Source organism: Microcoleus sp. Pol7_B2 (genome assembly GCF_036701035.1).
Taxonomy (GTDB): Bacteria; Cyanobacteriota; Cyanobacteriia; order Cyanobacteriales; family Microcoleaceae; genus Microcoleus.
In genome coordinates this window covers 17,976-34,798 of sequence record NZ_JAUBQB010000077.1, presented here as the reverse complement: position 1 = coordinate 34,798, position 16,823 = coordinate 17,976, and the positions used below count along the sequence as shown (strand labels likewise).

At 44.0% G+C, this 16,823-nt stretch carries 11 protein-coding genes and 2 pseudogenes; 7 read left to right on the top strand and 6 right to left on the bottom strand.

Translation table 11 applies throughout. From position 1 onward, the window contains the following. Positions 1-459, top strand: a pseudogene (locus QUA57_RS23005) (hypothetical protein); the annotation flags it as partial. A gap of 560 nt (positions 460-1,019) precedes the next feature. On the opposite strand, the gene QUA57_RS23000 reads toward QUA57_RS23005, so the two are convergent. From QUA57_RS23000 to QUA57_RS22990, 3 genes and pseudogenes are all read right to left on the bottom strand, one after another. After that, on the bottom strand, positions 1,020-1,196 hold the full coding sequence (locus tag QUA57_RS23000) for a CopG family transcriptional regulator (RefSeq protein ID WP_333063786.1): 177 nt from the start codon (positions 1,194-1,196) through the stop codon (positions 1,020-1,022). 55 nt (positions 1,197-1,251) lie between these two features. Continuing rightward, a pseudogene (locus QUA57_RS22995) lies at positions 1,252-2,340 on the bottom strand (IS630 family transposase). A gap of 244 nt (positions 2,341-2,584) precedes the next feature. Next, a complete protein-coding gene (locus tag QUA57_RS22990) occupies positions 2,585-4,069 on the bottom strand; it encodes an ATP-binding protein (protein ID WP_333063788.1) in 1,485 nt (494 codons plus the stop codon). 1,004 nt (positions 4,070-5,073) lie between these two features. Between QUA57_RS22990 and QUA57_RS22985 the strand changes: the two genes are divergently transcribed. The 3 genes from QUA57_RS22985 to QUA57_RS22975 all read left to right on the top strand — a co-directional run bounded on the left by QUA57_RS22985 (position 5,074) and on the right by QUA57_RS22975 (position 7,326). Next, complete coding sequence (locus QUA57_RS22985) at positions 5,074-5,217, top strand: hypothetical protein (protein WP_333063790.1); 144 nt, start codon at positions 5,074-5,076, stop codon at positions 5,215-5,217. A 281-nt stretch (positions 5,218-5,498) separates the two neighbouring features. Beyond that, positions 5,499-5,897 (top strand): DUF4342 domain-containing protein, encoded by a 399-nt coding sequence (locus QUA57_RS22980; protein WP_333063792.1) that lies wholly within the window; start codon positions 5,499-5,501, stop codon positions 5,895-5,897. Positions 5,898-6,483: 586 nt separating this feature from the next. Continuing rightward, positions 6,484-7,326, top strand: coding sequence for a hypothetical protein (locus QUA57_RS22975; RefSeq protein WP_333063794.1), 843 nt, complete (start codon positions 6,484-6,486; stop codon positions 7,324-7,326). A 363-nt stretch (positions 7,327-7,689) separates the two neighbouring features. Here QUA57_RS22975 and QUA57_RS22970 read toward each other — a convergent pair whose 3' ends face one another. Next, positions 7,690-9,075 (bottom strand): hypothetical protein, encoded by a 1,386-nt coding sequence (locus QUA57_RS22970; protein ID WP_333063795.1) that lies wholly within the window; start codon positions 9,073-9,075, stop codon positions 7,690-7,692. Positions 9,076-9,881: 806 nt separating this feature from the next. Beyond that, positions 9,882-11,411 carry a YifB family Mg chelatase-like AAA ATPase gene (locus QUA57_RS22965; RefSeq protein ID WP_333063796.1) on the bottom strand — a complete coding sequence of 510 codons (1,530 nt, stop codon included), beginning with the start codon at positions 11,409-11,411 and terminating at the stop codon, positions 9,882-9,884. 224 nt (positions 11,412-11,635) lie between these two features. Between QUA57_RS22965 and QUA57_RS22960 the strand changes: the two genes are divergently transcribed. From QUA57_RS22960 to lnt, 3 genes are all read left to right on the top strand, one after another. Beyond that, a complete protein-coding gene (locus tag QUA57_RS22960) occupies positions 11,636-11,983 on the top strand; it encodes a histidine triad nucleotide-binding protein (RefSeq protein WP_172188364.1) in 348 nt (115 codons plus the stop codon). A 549-nt stretch (positions 11,984-12,532) separates the two neighbouring features. Beyond that, positions 12,533-13,615 carry a photosystem II q(b) protein gene (gene psbA / locus QUA57_RS22955; protein WP_333063797.1) on the top strand — a complete coding sequence of 361 codons (1,083 nt, stop codon included), beginning with the start codon at positions 12,533-12,535 and terminating at the stop codon, positions 13,613-13,615. A gap of 282 nt (positions 13,616-13,897) precedes the next feature. After that, positions 13,898-15,499 (top strand): apolipoprotein N-acyltransferase, encoded by a 1,602-nt coding sequence (gene lnt, locus QUA57_RS22950; RefSeq protein WP_333063833.1) that lies wholly within the window; start codon positions 13,898-13,900, stop codon positions 15,497-15,499. 59 nt (positions 15,500-15,558) lie between these two features. On the opposite strand, the gene QUA57_RS22945 is transcribed toward lnt, so the two are convergent. Then, on the bottom strand, positions 15,559-16,464 hold the full coding sequence (locus QUA57_RS22945; RefSeq protein WP_333063799.1) for a bestrophin family ion channel: 906 nt from the start codon (positions 16,462-16,464) through the stop codon (positions 15,559-15,561). Between the last annotated feature and the right edge of the window lie 359 nt (positions 16,465-16,823).

Genomic DNA, 16,823 nt, shown 5'->3' with positions numbered 1-16,823 from the left:
AAAGCCTACGATAGCCCCACCGCTGCCTACGCGGCCACCTCCTTCAAAAACGATGGTTCCGACTACCTAGTGCGGAATATTGAATATCAAGGGATTTCTAATATTGATACTACTGCTGTGCCTCCGACTTTCTTCTCTTACGGTTCATCTCCCGATCCTATTATTAATGGTGGTTCTGGACAGTTTACGATTAATCGGACTGGCAATACTTCGGTTTCGGCTTCGATCGACTATTTGATTGTTGCCCCTGGTGGTGATCAACCTGTGAACAACATAGACTACAACATTAGTCCATTTGCTGTGAATCCTTCGGGAGGCACGGTGAACTTTAATCCCGGTCAAACTAGCGTTAGTCTGACGATTAACAATCTTCCTGGTTTGGCTGGTGGGGTGGTGAATTTGGGCTTTGGCCCAGGTTCGATCAGCGCTCCGGCATCGACTGCAATTACTCTGCTTTAAAGCTTTTAGTAGGGCGAGGAATCCTTGCTCTACTAATATGTCCCGCAAGTAGTTAAATGCTTTGGTAGTGATGTACAGTAATGGTTTAATATTAAATCCACATAAATTTCCGAGGTAAAAGTATGGAATATCCTAATTGTCAAAACGAGTTTTTTATTAAAAATGGAAAGACTTATTAGGGGAAACAGCGATTTAAATGTAAAAATTGTTGTCGTCAGTTTATTGAGAATTTAAGTTATTAATGGCGCTCGCTGATTGGTTTTCTGGTGCTTGGTTTGGGTTGCTGCACCCTTGGTTTCTCAAGACCACTTTGAGGAAGCCGAGAGGGCGGTGAGGGCGCAGTTAGATTGAAGTCGCTAATATATCCCTACCAACACTCTTGGCGATCGTCCCCCGTTGCCACAATTTCCTCACTCTCAGCCGCTCCCCTTCTCATCGTCCAGGTCAAGCTTATGAGCAGCCTCACAATCCAATGAATGCAGCACGCGCTCCACAGCGAGGAATTGTGTACTTTTCGCTGTTAGAGGTTTAAATGGTTAAACATTCAAATATTTAAATGTTTACAGACTGTCGTCGGGATTCAAATGCTGGAGGTATTGAGCGACCGACTTCTCCACCAGCTCGCTCATTTCCTGACCTGATTGTGCTGCTGCGGATTTAAGTTGGCGGTGCAGAAGTTTGGGGAGGTAAACGGTAGTACGAACAAAGTTGGGATCTTTGCTTTTAGATAGCGTCACACTGGGTGAAAGGTCAGCTTCACCGGGCTTGAGTTTCTTGACCTTTAGTAAGTAGCTAAAGAAAATTAATTACATAGTTTTCTCCAAATTCTTTCAAGATTTTTTCCACAGATGCAACAAAAGTTTCCCAACTTTTGTAAGCAGATATATCAATCCATTCATCCTTGATAAACCACCCTAAAGTTTCAATTTAAATTAAATTTAGTTGACGAGAGTAAGAAGGCAACTCAAAAAGAGTAATATTACGTTGTTTCTACTCTTCAAGTTTGTAGACAATAGAATCACTGGTATGAATAGAAGCTTGATCTGTGACAATCACCGTTGGCTTATGTACTGTGGGGAAAAAAGCATCAATACAGGCAATAACCACATCAGAGTTAATACTTTGAGATGAAATATAAGTTTCAAGATGGTTATTTCGCTTCAGGATTCCTAGTACATTCATTCGCTGACTACGACTAGGAATTGTTAAATATTCTCCGATTTCCTGCCAACCATAGGGAACACAAGGAATCAAAGAAAATCCCGTTTCATCCAAGTAATATAAATCAATTTGACCCTCATCATCCAATCGCTTTAATTCTTCTAATTGTGCCTTTTTATCTTGATCTTCCTGGGAAGGAGGCTTTCCTGCCACTTTTTTACGAAGGAGATGCCAACTCATCTTCAGATTTTTTAGTATTCTTTGAATTGTGTTTGTACTAGGACGTATGCCCCAGGTCTCTTGAACTTTTTGGCTAACCTTTTTTAATTGCCTTGGTTCTTGTTTAGCCCACTCTTTAATTTGGGCTTTTTGCGAAGTGTTAAATAGTGGCTTAGAACCTCTTCCTGGTTTATTATAGCAAAACCATTTGATTTGTAAACAATCGATTCAATGATCACAAGCGTTTCAGGTAGTTCTACATTCATGACTCAAATAGACTTGCTATATAAAGTCCTACTATTCCCTCAAGTTCCCACCGATTGAACCAGTTAGAGAGGGTCTTATAACTTATTTTAAAAATATTCATCAACTCTCTTTTTTTACTCCTTGCGAAGCTAATATGACGCAATGTGCTCGCGTGACGTAATGATGTCTGCTTTGGCGATAAATTCGCTCTAGCAATTTAGACGAAATAGGATTTATTTCCCTGAGAAACATCATATGAAATTGTAATTAACTCATAATTTTGCCTGGAATATCATTCTACTATGTATTTGTGTAATTAATTCTGTCTAACTACTTAGCATCACCAAACTACAAGAAACTACATAGAAAATTAGTCTGCTCTAAGTGTAGCATATTTTGGGTTAAAGTTAAGATGCGTTTACCCTGCGGTTTCAACAGCCGAGTCCCTAAGTTTATATTGCTTCTTCCATCTTCCATCTTCCATCTTCCATCTGTTCTATCACGCAAAGCGAGGCAAAATATGTGCTAGGGAAGACTGTTGAAGTGGAATTTCTATCGCAAATTCTGCTCCTTTGCCCGGTTCCGAAAAGCACTTCAATGCCCCCCCGTGTTGGTTGACAACAATTTCATAGCTAATCGACAGTCCTAAACCCGTTCCTTGGCCGACAGGCTTAGTAGTAAAGAAAGGGTCAAACAACCGCTTGCGAACATCTTCTGTCATCCCCGGGCCGTTGTCAGAAATTTTAATTATTACCTTTTTTTTCTCAATTAACTCCGTGCAAATCCGAATCGTAGGAATCAGGCGGCTAGACTTAGAAAGTGAGGATTGAGTCGTTGTACAAGACTGCTTTTGATCGCCTAAGTGGGAATTTTTAGGGGGTTTTTTATCGACATTTTTGTATTTATTAGACTCAACAATAGCGTAAATTGCATTAAGTAAAATATTCATAAATACCTGATTGAGCTGTCCGGGATAGCACTGCACCAGCGGCAAGTCGCTGTATTCTTTGTGAATTTCGATCGCCTCCTGCCCCGGTTTCCCTTTAAGCTGGCTTTGCAACAGCATAATCGTGTTGTTGATACCGTCGTGAATGTTGACCTGCTTCATTTCAGCTTCGTCTAATCTGCAAAAATTCCGCAGCGACAAAACGATGTCGCGCACTCTTTCTGCACCTTGCTGCATAGAATTTAAGACTTTCGGCAAGTCTTCTAGCAAATAATCGAGTTCGATTTTTTCGGCTTCCGCTTCAATTGCTGCGATGGGTTCGGGACAGTGCTGTCGGTAGATGTCGAGCATCCGCATTAAACCTTGCGTGTACTCTTTAGCGTGGTGCAAATTGCTATAAATAAAGCCGATCGGATTGTTGATTTCGTGAGCTACTCCTGCTACTAACTGCCCCAAAGAAGACATTTTCTCTGTTTGAATTAGTTGAGTTTGAGTGCGCTGAAGTTCCAGCAGGGCAAGTTCGAGCTGTTGGGCTTGATGTCTCAATTGCGCTTGCGACTCGCGCATCGCCACGGTTGATAACTCGTGAATTTGCAACTGAGAAAGGAGCAGTTGGTGTACGTCTAAAAGTTTGTAAATTTCGGGTTCTACTTGTACTACAATTGGTTCGTGGATTAGTTCGGGCGATCGCTCCAAAGACTGCCGCACTGCCGTCATAATTGAGGTTTCGCGATCGAGAACCAACATATCAGTTTTAGTAAAGCGGTAGAGTATGAACAAAGGCTGTTGAGAAAATAACTCCAAGCTGTAGGGGCGACTCATGTGTTCAAAATAACGCCGCCGCGAAATCATCCCTATAAACTTTCCTTGCTGAGTGATGATGATGCCCGGAACTAAAGGGTTTGCTTGAAAAATTTTAGCAACTTCGTCCCCGGGACACTCAGATTCTAGGAGAAAGTCGTACAGAGTTAATTCCTGTAGAGTCGATCGCAAACCAAGCGGCGATTTCTGGGGACTCAACCCGTCCGTTTCATACACTGCTCCCTCCTTTGGTAATTGGCAGTTGCGGTTGGCTGCTGGAGTCTTGCCTACTATTTAGACGGCTTTTTCAACTCTTTTTATAGCTTATTCATCAACTTCCCTCTGCTCCCTCGAATCGAGTTAATTCAGCAGGATTTTTTTTTATTAAATCGTGCTGTTGTCCTCCGAAACCATATTGCAGGTTAGATTGATTTAACAGCAGACACCCCTTTGAAACCTGACTATGTATTGAATTTTATATATCCAAGATTTTACTAATCCGAATATAACAGTCATAACTATTTTTAATGTTTGATGACATTAATTTGGTTCAGATTGATAGACATCTGCGACCTGTGGCAGTACATTTCGTATTACCCCTTGCGTAAAATTATATTACAATAAGACAAGAATAGCGACAAATCCGCAACAGATAGCCCGATTTTAAAATTCAGGCGAAACAGGTTTCCGGCAATTGCTAATAAATCTCAATTGTCAGTTTTTTTGCACAAATGCCGATCGTACTCAACCCGAAGATTGTATTGTAGGTAGTCTCCGACCTAAGGAGAGCCGATGGCGAGCAATTTGTCAAGTTCGGCAGCTTATAGTTTAGCCACATCGACACTCCCAAGCTTCACCGACGAAATTTTTCCTGGCAGATGCTAAAGTTGTGCGATCGCAACTCAAACTCACATTCCACACATCCGCTTAATGTGCCTTAAAAGTTTCCACAAAAGTACCGTCGGGCCACGAACTTGAGATTCAAACTCTCTCGCTGGCAAATCCGACACGGAGAATCAAGAGGAAGCAGAAAGAAATAATTCTATTTTACCCGACTTTTCCCCAGCTTCAACATCAATTTGAGGAAGTTGGTTTGGTTGCCATAATATTTCGATCATTATTATTTCTCCTCCCCCTTGATTTTAGGCAATTCTCATTAGAAACTCTAAGATGTTGATTTGAGGAACCTCGGGGGGTGGGGTTTGGTTGGGCGATCGCACTGAGCTAAATTGAAATGACATATGAAGAAAGTAAACGACGGTTTCCATGTGCGGTTTCCCGAACTAGAGGTGGTAATTGTATACACGGCGGGACGATCGTACTTTCAGTACAATGTCAGTATTTCAACCTGTACACCTGTTGAGTCTGAGGCTCAGAGAGTGTGAAAGTCGCTCTCATCCTTTCGTTGTCTGGATTCAAAGTTTTTCAATGGTTAGGCGGTGCGAGGGCCAGAAGCAGACAGTTAACTAAACGGCACAGGGAGATAGGGACAGATGGGATAAGCCCACAAGCGAGAGAGTGAGAGAATTTTCATCATCATACCTTCAGAAAATCACGACTGCAGCAGCAAGATCACCCAAAAGAATGATTGATTCAAAAAAGGTTGCATGTTATATTTCAATCTAATTCTATACAAAAATACTTTTACCTAAAAGGAAAACAAAAAATGGACACACCTACAGATCGCGCACAAGAACCAGTTGGGACAAGAGAGCTGGAATCAATACCTGTATCTGAAAAAGTTTCTGCCCAAAAAGTTGCTGAGGTTAATTTTGAAACGACTCCTTTAGAAACCCCTGCTTATACTCAGGAAAAAGTTAGCGTCGAGGAGGTAAAAATTAATGGCGACGATTTGGTTACTAAAGTTAAAGAATTGATTCACGAAGGAAATATCCGCCGCATCATTATCAAAAATGAAGAGGGACGGATCTTAGTAGAAGTTCCTCTGACGGTGGGAGTAGTCGGTGGAGTCATCGGTGCGGCCTTGTTTCCAGTCATTGCAGCAGTAGGAGCGATAGGTGCATTAGTAGCTCACATGACCATCATCATTGAAAGAACAGAATAAAAAAATTCAGTTGTTAGTAAGGCTCCTGTCCGGTTAATATCCCCTAATAAAGCTTGTTGGTAGTGAGTACGACTATCCTCTCTTGATAGATGAGAAAAAACTTGTCTTTATTACTAAAAACTTAATTGTGGCTATCTAACCGGACTTAAACACATTTCAAGCACAAACGGGCTTTATAAATATAGCACTCCTAAATGAGTCGTAATTTTTTACGACTCATTTAGGAGTGCTATGATGCTTGCACAGCAAGCATTATAAATAACTCATTTAGCCGACATTCTTTGTTGAAGTCCGGCTAATCCTATGCCTTTGGGGACTTGGGAATCACTCTGGGGGTAGAGCCTGGTTAATACCTTAACGAGTTAGATTGGATACAAATGAAGGAAAAACCAAAAGTTCTCTAAACTCCCTAAGCCGAAAGCTGTTAAGCATTTAAACTCATGAGCAAAACACCCAACGCTTACACTTGAATCTTGACAGTAAATCGAAATAAGCGATTTAAATGCTCAACAGCTTAGCTCAAGTTTTTAAACCAGAGCATCTCCTACAGACAAATATTTTTTGAATAGTTGTGGCGAAGATAATTATGAAACCTAACGAAGAAAATAGCTCTAGCCGTGAAATTCATCAAGAAGTTCACACTGATGCAACTAACGGTCACGTCAGTACAACGCGAACTACTACAAGTGTTCCGAGTACAACGGGGAAGCCTTCTAAAGAAGCAGCTCATCACCAAGGTTATGTACAGGGTGAAATGGCGGAAAACCACCGCCAACTGGGAGTCCAAGAAGTCCGCGACAACCAGAATGCTGGTCGCGGGTTACTGTTAGGGATTCTTCTTGCTTCTTTGACAGGCTTAGTTCTGGGCAGTGTATATTACTTCAATCGGGGTGAGGAGGCTCCTACTCCTACTGCTGCTCCTGTGATTGTTGTACCGAAAGCGAATCAGCCTTCAGCAACACCAGCTCCGACTCGGACTATAGAGAGAGAAAAAACGATCATTCAAAAGATTGTTCCGGTTCCGGTTCAACCATCTCCTGTTCAAAAGGCAAATCCCGCTCCTCAACCAAGTCCAGCTCAACAGGCAAATCCCGATCCTCAAGCAAGTCCGGCTCCCAATATCAATATTACAATTCCAAATTCACAGCAGCAAGATGCACCCGCTCAGGAAGCAGCGCCGTCTCCATCTTCGCCCTCAAGTAATACCAATACTACGGTTCCGACTCCGCAGAATGAGCCAGATTCCACTCCATCAACTCCAGCACCTGAGAGTTCAGCTACTCCATCTCCAACTCAAGATGAGGGCGCTCCTGGAGCAGGTACGAGCGGCGAAACTAATACCGAAAGCCGGAGCGATTCTAATCCTACGGATACCGCTGTACCTGAGAGCAACTCCGGCGCAGAGGGTGCGACTGGTTCACCACAATAGAAGTTGGATGTCGAATTAGTCCGCCAGAGGTTCAAACCTCAGACTCATAGCTAAAGTCCTTTAAAGCTGATATCTGCCACCATTCTCAAGAACAGGCTAATTGAAAATGGTGCAACATCTTAGTTAAAGAGGACTTTTTTTATGGTTTAAACTGAAATCTTGCACCATTATCAATAAGCCTGCTATAGGCGGGATCTCCTGCCCAACCCCTACTCCCCAAAAGAAAACTAATTCTTTGTGGAACAGGCCCCAGATCCCGTTATTGAGAATGGTGCAACATCTCAGACTAACCGGACATTGTGGCTGAACTTAAGAAACCGGGTTTGTGCGATGGAAAACGTTTTAAGATTGTGCCAACCTATCCTAAGAAACAGTTTGGTGAACTAATTTAACTTTCCCTAAAGCCGTCTTCCTGCTGTCAAAGAGTTTCATCACGCCGGAGGAGATGGTCTCGATGACATCGGGAGCGCAGTAAGAGAGAAACTCTTCCGAGGAAGTAGGATCTGCAAAAAACTCTTGAGCTTTCTTCAAAAAGTTTTCTGTTTCAGCAAAGCCGATAGATTTGATAATAAACGTAGAAACCGGGGAGTTTTTAATATCATAGCGCGATTCTTGATTGCGTCCTATTTCTAGCAGGTCTAAAACTTCTCTTTGCAACTGACTGTCTAAGGGGTAGGCGCTCTGTCGGTTGGGCAAGTAATCCTCCAAAACCGAGGTTTTAAATCCTGGTGTGCGTAATTCTCCCATCATAGTTGAAAGCGGAATATCGCGCCCCAAACGATAGGAAAGAGCTTCTAAAATGGCGATTGTAATTAGCTTGACCCCCAGATAAAGTTTAGCAACTTCGATATTTTTGCGAGTTCGGGCAATCAGGTTAGCGTAGGTTTCATCGTCCGGCTCTTGCCTAAACTGCTGGAAAACCAGTTCTGGTTTGAGGAAGTTCAAAAATCCTTCCATTTTTTGCAGAGACCTGCGATATCCGGCAACAGTATAGGAATTAACATTGGTCAACTCGTGGTTGGTTTCTGGCATCAAATTCCAGGTATTGTCTAAGAAATTAGAGGAATTTCGAGAGGCAAAATTCTCGACATCTCTATTTGCTAACCTGACAGCCCGCTTGACAATTTCTACGGTTTGGCCATTGCTCCATCCAAAGTTAAAATCGCGATTTATACTTACCAAACGCTCGTGCAAAAGTTCGATCGCGCTCAAACCACTGGGCGAAACCGGGCGGAAAGGAATAGTAGCCTCAATGCAAGCTGTTATCTCAGCGATCGTACTAGCTGGCAAAAAAGGCTCCAAACATTTGGCAGCAATAACGGCACTCAAAAATTCGTTTTGGCCGGCAAACGGAGAGAGAGTCTTGCCGGGAATAAACCCAAAGACTGAGGCCACTAGATGATACATGGCATCGTCGGGCAGTTCGGTTTCATCTCTAATAACTAACTGCGATCGCACCTCTTTGACAAAAGGACAAAGGGCGCTGCTAATATTGAAACTAACGCCCTGATCGACTTGCACGTACACGAGGTCGTGAAACAGCGCAGCCAGCACCTCGATCGGATCGACTGACCCCCCGACCTCAAAAATGTGTTCCGACGTGTGAAAGTAGCGCCAAGGCCCTCTCATCGTTTGAATGATTAGCTCAGCTATCTGCTCCAGCTTTGGAATGTCTACTCGACCTCCCAATTGCTCGATCGAGCTTACCAAGCAATCCAAGCACCGTTTTTGTTCTGCCAAAAGCTCCATTTACACACCTCCAGTGCATTCCCTGATTGTCTTGCGCTTGATTGCATGGTATCAAAACGCGCTGCGATCGTGCCATGATTCGTCACTCAAAAATCTTAAATTTTAGGGTGATACAGGGAGAGGGGGCCAGGGAAAGAGGAAGAGGGAGGAAGAGGGAGGGAGAGCGAGGGAGAGCGAGAGCGGGAAATTAAATATTAAAAATTCTGCCGTTGTGAAGATTCGCGCAACTTGGGTGATCGGTATCATAAATTACAGTAAAAATGACAAAAAGTGGATAAAAAATTGATTAATTTTTGATGAAATTATGAGGGATTTTTGACAAAAGCTGGGGGTGGGTGGCATTGACACCAGCTTCAAGCTGCGGTGGTATAGATACTGCGTGTGGCCTCAGAATAAGATTCGTAGACGTGCTGATAAAACTCTTGATATTTGCGCTGATACACTTCTGTTGATTAGCTTTCGGGCATTTGGTCTAAAGCTTCCTCGATCGCCACTTTAACTGCTGCCTCGGTTTGCTGTCGCCTCCTCCAATCTAACACTAACAGAACTTACGCAACTGTCACAAGTGCTCCTGGCACCATGCAGCACACAATCAGACAATAAACATAGGAACATCGGGGCGTGTCACTGGCTCAATTAAATAATTGGACAACATCAATCGAGCTTAAATACCCCCTTAACCCCTTAGTCCCTCTTTGCTGGGACTTCGTAGGTTTAGAAATGATTTAAATCGCCGAATCAACTGTTAGATTCCCAACTTATTTAAAAAGTCGGGTATCGGGGTATTGTGTCTTTGTAGCCGCTGTTTACTGCATCCGATCGATCGTCCGATACTGCACCGCCTCCCCCACATGATTCGTTTTCAAGCTTTCATCCCCCGACAAATCAGCAATAGTTCTAGCAACCTTCAAAATGCGATCGCTAGCCCTCGCCGACAGCCCCAACTTCCGAATCGCCATCTCCAATAAATTCCGAGAAGCATCATCCAACTGACACCATTTGTTAATATGACTGCTTTGCATTTCCGCATTACAGCGCAAACTAGATTCCGACTGAAAACGGCGAGTTGCGATCTCTCGCGCCCGCTGCACCCTCACCCGCACCGGTTCCGACTCCTCCCCAGTCGGGTGTCGCGTAATTTCCTCGGGTTTCAAACGATTAACCGCCACTTGTAAATCGATCCGATCCATCAAAGGCCCCGAAAGTTTTGCCCAATATTGCTCCCTCTTTTGCGGCGAACAAGTACACTGTTGAATCGAATCGCCGTAATAACCGCAAGCGCAAGGATTCGTACTTGCAACTAATGTAAATTGAGCCGGAAACATCACCGATTGTCTAGTTCTAGAAATCGTCACATAACCATCTTCCAGTGGTTGCCGCAAAAACTCCAAAACATCTCTTTTAAACTCAGTTAATTCATCCAGAAAAAGGATACCGCGATGTGCTAAAGAAATTTCACCCGGACGCGGAAAACTGCCGCCACCTACCAAAGAAGGGCCGGATGCCGAATGGTGAGGACTGCGAAAAGGTCGATCGCCCACCAAGCTTCCCTTATCCTTCAACAACCCGGCCACCGAATGAATCTGAGTTACATCCAAAGCTTCATCAAAAGTCAGCGGCGGCAAAATACCCGGCAAACGCCTCGCCAACATAGTCTTACCGCTCCCTGGCGGCCCCACAAAAATTAAATTGTGTCCCCCCGCCGCCGCAATTTCCAAAGCCCGCCGCGCGTGAATTTGCCCCTTTACATCCTTTAAATCTAAACCCGGAAACCGCGTTTTTGCTAACTCTTCTCGACCGTTTACTTCTACAGGCGAATAAGCTTCAGGATTGTTCAAAAAATCAGTAACTGCAAAAATATTCTCAAAACCATAAACAGATATTCCGTGCACCAAAGCCGCTTCTTGCGCGTTACCAGCCGGTACAACCAACCCTGAAATACCCATTTTTTGAGCAGCAGCGGCGATCGGCAAAACCCCAGCGACAGGCCGCAAACTCCCATCTAAAGAAAGTTCCCCTAAAAACAAATAATCTCCCAAAAGTTCAGCGCTGACTTGTTCCGATGCTGCTAAAATGCCAATGGCGATCGGCAAATCAAAACTCGGCCCCTCCTTCCGCAAATCCGCCGGAGTCAAATTAATCACAATACTCCGCATCGGAAAACCATATCCCGAATTTTTTAGGGTAGCCTTAACTCTTTCTTTAGCTTCTTGCACCGCAGAATCTGGCAACCCCACAACCACAATTTTCGGTAGCCCCCCCGACACATCAGCCTCAACACCAACCTTTACCGCGTCAATTCCAACGATCGATGCACTCCACACCCTAGCAAGCATTTTTCTTTATCCTTAATTTGCCTGTCCTTGATTCATCATCTATTATGATTAACAATGACTAATGAATATCGGAAGAGGCAAGAAAAACTTTTCCTTGCCTCTTCTTTTTCTCATCTTCCTTCTCTCCTGCTGGGTCTTCCCTCTTCCCTCTTCCCGACATCCGTTACATCCGTTACATCCATTACATCCCGTACATTGCTCGTTGCCGAACTTCATTAACACCCATGACAACTCAAGAAACGCTTTTCAGCAAAATCATCCGCAAAGAGATTCCGGCAGACATCGTTTATGAAGACGACTTGGCCCTCGCGTTTAGAGATATCCATCCGCAAGCGCCCGTCCACATTCTCGTCATTCCCAAACAGCCTATTGCCAAATTAGCCGATGCCGAGTCGGAAGATCATGCTCTCATGGGACACTTGCTGCTGACTGTCAAACGGGTAGCAGAACAACTCGGACTTAGCAACGGCTATCGCGTCGTGATTAATAGCGGCAGCGACGGCGGGCAAACTGTAGACCACCTGCACCTTCACATTCTCGGCGGTCGGCAGATGAAGTGGCCCCCAGGCTAAAGCCTAATTTTTACGCAGAACTTACGGACTCATCCTCAGAAGCTCGGTTTATTTCTATTGCCAAGCGCCTTAGAAACCGGGTTTCTTTTTTCGTCAATAAACCCCGTTGATTGGAGATTATTGAGAATGCAGCCCGATCGCACTAAAAACCAGCTTTTCAGTATTCTCCCGATAAAAATTTCCCCTCGCAGAAGCCACCAGTTATATGTTAACAAATATTAAAAATTATCTCTTCAAGACCTAATTAACAAATATTTAGATAGAAAGAGAATCGACCTGAACAAAAATAATTGGCTCGAAGTGCTGGAGCAAGCTACAGATAATAGATTCAGTTCTTCAGGTCGCTATATTTAACGTGTTAAGTGGGTAATATTACTTTGTAAAAAACTATAAATATTTATCAAGAATCAAATTTTTGTAAATGTTTGTAAAATCTTTAAATTGTCAGCAGTAATCCCTTGGCAAACTTTAGTGAATGGTGTTACTAATATAAGCGTGGGGCATCCCCACAACGAACCTTGAAAATTCAATTAAGCCATCATAAACCAAATGACAACAACCGTACAGCGTCGCGAAAGCGGCAACGTTTGGGAACGGTTCTGCGAGTGGGTAACTAGCACTGACAACCGGATTTACATCGGTTGGTTCGGCGTCTTGATGATTCCCACCTTGCTGAGTGCCACCATTTGCTACATCATCGCATTCATCGCTGCTCCTCCAGTAGATATCGACGGCATCCGCGAACCAGTTGCTGGTTCCTTGATGTACGGCAACAACATCATTACTGGTGCTGTTGTTCCTTCATCGAATGCGATCGGGCTTCACTTCTATCCCATCTGGGAAGCAGCTTCCCTCGATGAATGGTTGTACAACGGCGGCCCCTACCAATTGGTAGTTTTTCACTTCCTCATTGGCGTTTTCTGCTACATGGGTCGTGAATGGGAATTGTCCTACCGTTTAGGTATGCGTCCTTGGATCTGCGTCGCTTACTCTGCACCAGTTGCAGCAGCCACCGCAGTATTCTTGATTTACCCGATCGGACAAGGCAGCTTTTCTGACGGTATGCCCTTGGGTATCTCCGGTACGTTCAACTTCATGATCGTGTTCCAAGCCGAGCACAACATCCTGATGCACCCCTTCCATATGTTGGGAGTTGCTGGTGTCTTCGGCGGTGCTCTGTTCTCCGCCATGCACGGTTCCTTGGTAACATCTTCTTTGGTTCGCGAAACCACCGAAACTGAATCTTTGAACTACGGTTACAAATTCGGTCAAGAAGAAGAAACCTACAACATCGTCGCAGCCCACGGCTACTTCGGTCGTTTGATTTTCCAATACGCGAGCTTTAACAACAGCCGTTCTTTGCACTTCTTGTTAGGTGCATGGCCAGTTGTCGGTATCTGGTTTACCTCTTTGGGTATTTCCACGATGGCGTTTAACTTGAACGGTTTCAACTTCAACCAATCGGTTATCGACTCGCAAGGTCGCGTCATCAACACTTGGGCTGATGTCATCAACCGCGCTAACTTGGGTATGGAAGTAATGCACGAGCGCAACGCTCACAACTTCCCCCTCGACTTGGCAGCCGGTGAAGTCACCCCAGTAGCAATGGTTGCTCCTTCCATCAACGGCTAAATTTAGCTTTTGATTTAACAAAAAGCGCTCCTAGAAATAGGGGCGCTTTTTGTTTTGGCTAGTAGAATTTGAGAGATTTTTTTCTGTTAAATCCGTTAAATCCGTTAAATCCCATACACTGCGCCTTGCCGAACTTCCCGATCGATCTGATATATTGATTAAGAATTATTATTTTTGGCAATCATCAAAGTGGCGATATTTAACAGGCACAAATTTGAAAAACTCGCGGTTCATAAATCCAAAACATTAGCCTGGGCGATCGCATTTTTGAGCGGCATTTTGATGGCATTGACAACCGCACCAGTAAATGCTTGGCTATTGGCTTGGGTAGCATTAGCTCCCCTGTGGATTTTGGTTGTTAGTTATGAAAGGCCTCTTCAAGAAGTAAAACAACCAAAATTTTTCCTTCTTCCTGCTTCATTCTTCCTTCTTCCTTCACTCTGGGGAATTGGCTATCACGGATTAGCTTTATCTTGGATTATGGGAATTCATCCGATGACTTGGTTGGGAGTTCCTTGGTGGCCGAGTTTGGCGATCGCACTTTTTTGCTGGGCATTTATCACCCTCTGGGGAGCCGCCTTAGTCGCCGTTTGGGCGTGGCTATTTGTAATTCTCAACTCCCTAACTTTACCAGACAAAAATCCTATTCTTATTCTTAACTCCCCCCCTTTACAAGGGGGGGCTGGGGGGGGTAAAGCTCAATTTTCAGCATTAACTCGCGTTTTAATTGGCACAGCTTTGTGGTGCGCCTTAGAAAGTATTTGGAGTACAGGTTCGCTGTGGTGGACATCCCTATCATATACGCAAAGCCCGCACAATTTAGCAATATTGCACCTCGGTCAACTCTCCGGGCCCAGCGCCGTAACAGCCGCTCTTGTAGCAGTAAATGGCTTAATCGCCGAAGCTTTTATTGAAGGAAGAAGGAAGAAGGAAGAAGGAAGAAGGAAGAATTGGATTGCTTATATTTTGCCTGCTAGTTTGTGTGTAGTTTTGCATATTGTAGGATGGAGCTTATACAACCGCCCTTTGAATCAAGAAGCTGCAACCGCTTTAAAAATTGGCATTATTCAAGGCAATATTCCTAACGAGATTAAGTTTGATTCAGGGGGTTGGGGGCGCGCTTTGGAAGGTTACACCACGGGATACAAACAGTTAGCAGACAGGAAAGTCGATGCTGTGTTAATTCCAGAGACAGCTTTGCCTTTTATCTGGACAAATGAGTATCAACGTTCTACTCTTTCTTTTTACCAAGCTATTCTCGATCGCGGCGTTGTGGCTTGGGTGGGAGGATTCGGACAGCAAGATAATAGTATTACGAACAGCTTATTGGCGATCGATCGCACTGGAGAAATTGTCGGCCGCTACGATAAACTAAAGCTAGTGCCTTTAGGCGAATATATCCCTTTTTATGAAATCTTAGGCGGGATTATTAATCGGCTTTCTCCCTTAGATGCTCATTTAGTACCCGGCAATTCTCAACAATTGTTTGATACGCCTTTTAGCCGCGCCATTGTCGGCATTTGTTACGATTCCGCGTTTGCTGAAATTTTTCGATATCAGGCGGCGAATGGAGGCGAATTTATGATCACCGCTTCCAACAATGCCCATTACAAACCGCCCATGTTGGATCAACATCATGCTCTCGATGTGATGCGGGCAATTGAGACGGATAGATGGGCAGCTATCGCAACTAATACGGGTTATTCTGCTTTTGTAAATCCTCGCGGCGAGACGGTTTGGAAGTCGGAAATTAATACCTATGAAGTCCGAGATGCTACTATTTATCGGCGACAAACTCAAACTTTGTACGTGCGCTGGGGAGATTGGCTGACACCTGTATTGTTAGTATTGGCTGGGTTAATGCGGTTTATTGTTAAAAATTAACCCGAAGCTTTTAGATTTTAGATTTTATCTACTAATCTAAAATCTAAAATCTAATGACTCTACTTATCTTTCACCTGTTCGTGAACGCTAGGAGATAAAGAAATTAAATCGTCGATATTGCGCTGCATGGCAGCACAAATATTGTCCAAAGGCAAATCATTGGCATCGTGTCCAAAGGGATTTTCTATTTCAATGCCAATTTCTTCGATGCCGAACAAAGTAAAACTAATTAAAGCCACAACAGGGCCAGTTCCCCAACTCAAATCGTTCACCATTTGAAAGGGCAGTGCCAAACAGTAAAGTAACAATAGTTGTTTCAGGTGAATCGCGTAAGCCAAAGGGATAGGCGTCTTCAAAATCCGCTCGCAGCCGCCTAGTACATCAATCATAGAGTTGAGCAATTGATTCATACCTGTTAACTGATAAACATCCACGCAATTGCGCTCGTACTGCTCGTGCATATAATCCTCAATCCAAAAGGCAATCTCTAGGGGCGGATTGTTCATTGATTTGAGCTTGTGGTACTGCGCTGGGGACATTAACGGCTCCAACTCTGGATTGACTGATTGTTGCCGCAAGTGCAGTTTCATCGCCACTGCAAAGGCAGGTAACAGGCGCAGGGCCGACTTTTTTAAGTCTATATCCTGCGGGGCTTTTTCCTCAATTGCTACCCAGATTTGGCGCGCCAAATTGCGGACGTTGTTGACTAAAGTTCCCCACATTTTTCGACCTTCCCAAAATCGTTCGTAGGCTGTATTTGTCCGAAAAACTAACAGTAAACCCAGGACAATACTCGGTACAATACTCGACAAAATGGGCATGGACACCGGCAACTTTAAAAAGTGCAGCAGGGAAATAAAAACTCCAAAGCCGCCGCACAGCAAAACGCGGGGCAAAATTGAGGGAATGACAGACCCCCGAACCTGTAATGCAATTTTAAACCAACGTGGTCGATCGCCACTCATGCAAGTCTCCTCATTAAATTAAATTAGCCCCGCCCTAGCACGGGCGGCGCAAATGCCTGGTAAACTTAGTTCTTCTGCTCCCGCCAGTCGATTTTAGATTCGAGATTTTAGATTGACTCCACAGATAAATCTGGGGCGTTTGAACTAGGGTCTAAAATTTTTTGGTCTCCACGACTGCTAGCAGGGCTTATATCCCTATTTGGGTGGGGTGAGAGCTTCCAAAAAAAGCTTTCCTACAAACAACCTTTGGATTTTACCCAAAAAACTCATCTTTAGGCTCAATTTAAAATCTAAAATCTACAATTGATTGACGCAGTGACTTAATTCGGTAAGATTAACTATGTATATTTAAACCTCAG

Bases quoted from the DNA above. Each gene is read 5' to 3' on its own strand.
- QUA57_RS22985 (WP_333063790.1), top strand. From the start codon at position 5,074: ATGAAGAAAGTAAACGACGGTTTCCATGTGCGGTTTCCCGAACTAGAG.
- QUA57_RS22980 (WP_333063792.1), top strand. From the start codon at position 5,499: ATGGACACACCTACAGATCGCGCACAAGAACCAGTTGGGACAAGAGAG.
- QUA57_RS22975 (WP_333063794.1), top strand. From the start codon at position 6,484: ATGAAACCTAACGAAGAAAATAGCTCTAGCCGTGAAATTCATCAAGAA.
- QUA57_RS22970 (WP_333063795.1), bottom strand. From the start codon at position 9,075: ATGGAGCTTTTGGCAGAACAAAAACGGTGCTTGGATTGCTTGGTAAGC.
- QUA57_RS22965 (WP_333063796.1), bottom strand. From the start codon at position 11,411: ATGCTTGCTAGGGTGTGGAGTGCATCGATCGTTGGAATTGACGCGGTA.
- QUA57_RS22960 (WP_172188364.1), top strand. From the start codon at position 11,636: ATGACAACTCAAGAAACGCTTTTCAGCAAAATCATCCGCAAAGAGATT.
- psbA (WP_333063797.1), top strand. From the start codon at position 12,533: ATGACAACAACCGTACAGCGTCGCGAAAGCGGCAACGTTTGGGAACGG.
- lnt (WP_333063833.1), top strand. From the start codon at position 13,898: ATGGCATTGACAACCGCACCAGTAAATGCTTGGCTATTGGCTTGGGTA.
- QUA57_RS22945 (WP_333063799.1), bottom strand. From the start codon at position 16,464: ATGAGTGGCGATCGACCACGTTGGTTTAAAATTGCATTACAGGTTCGG.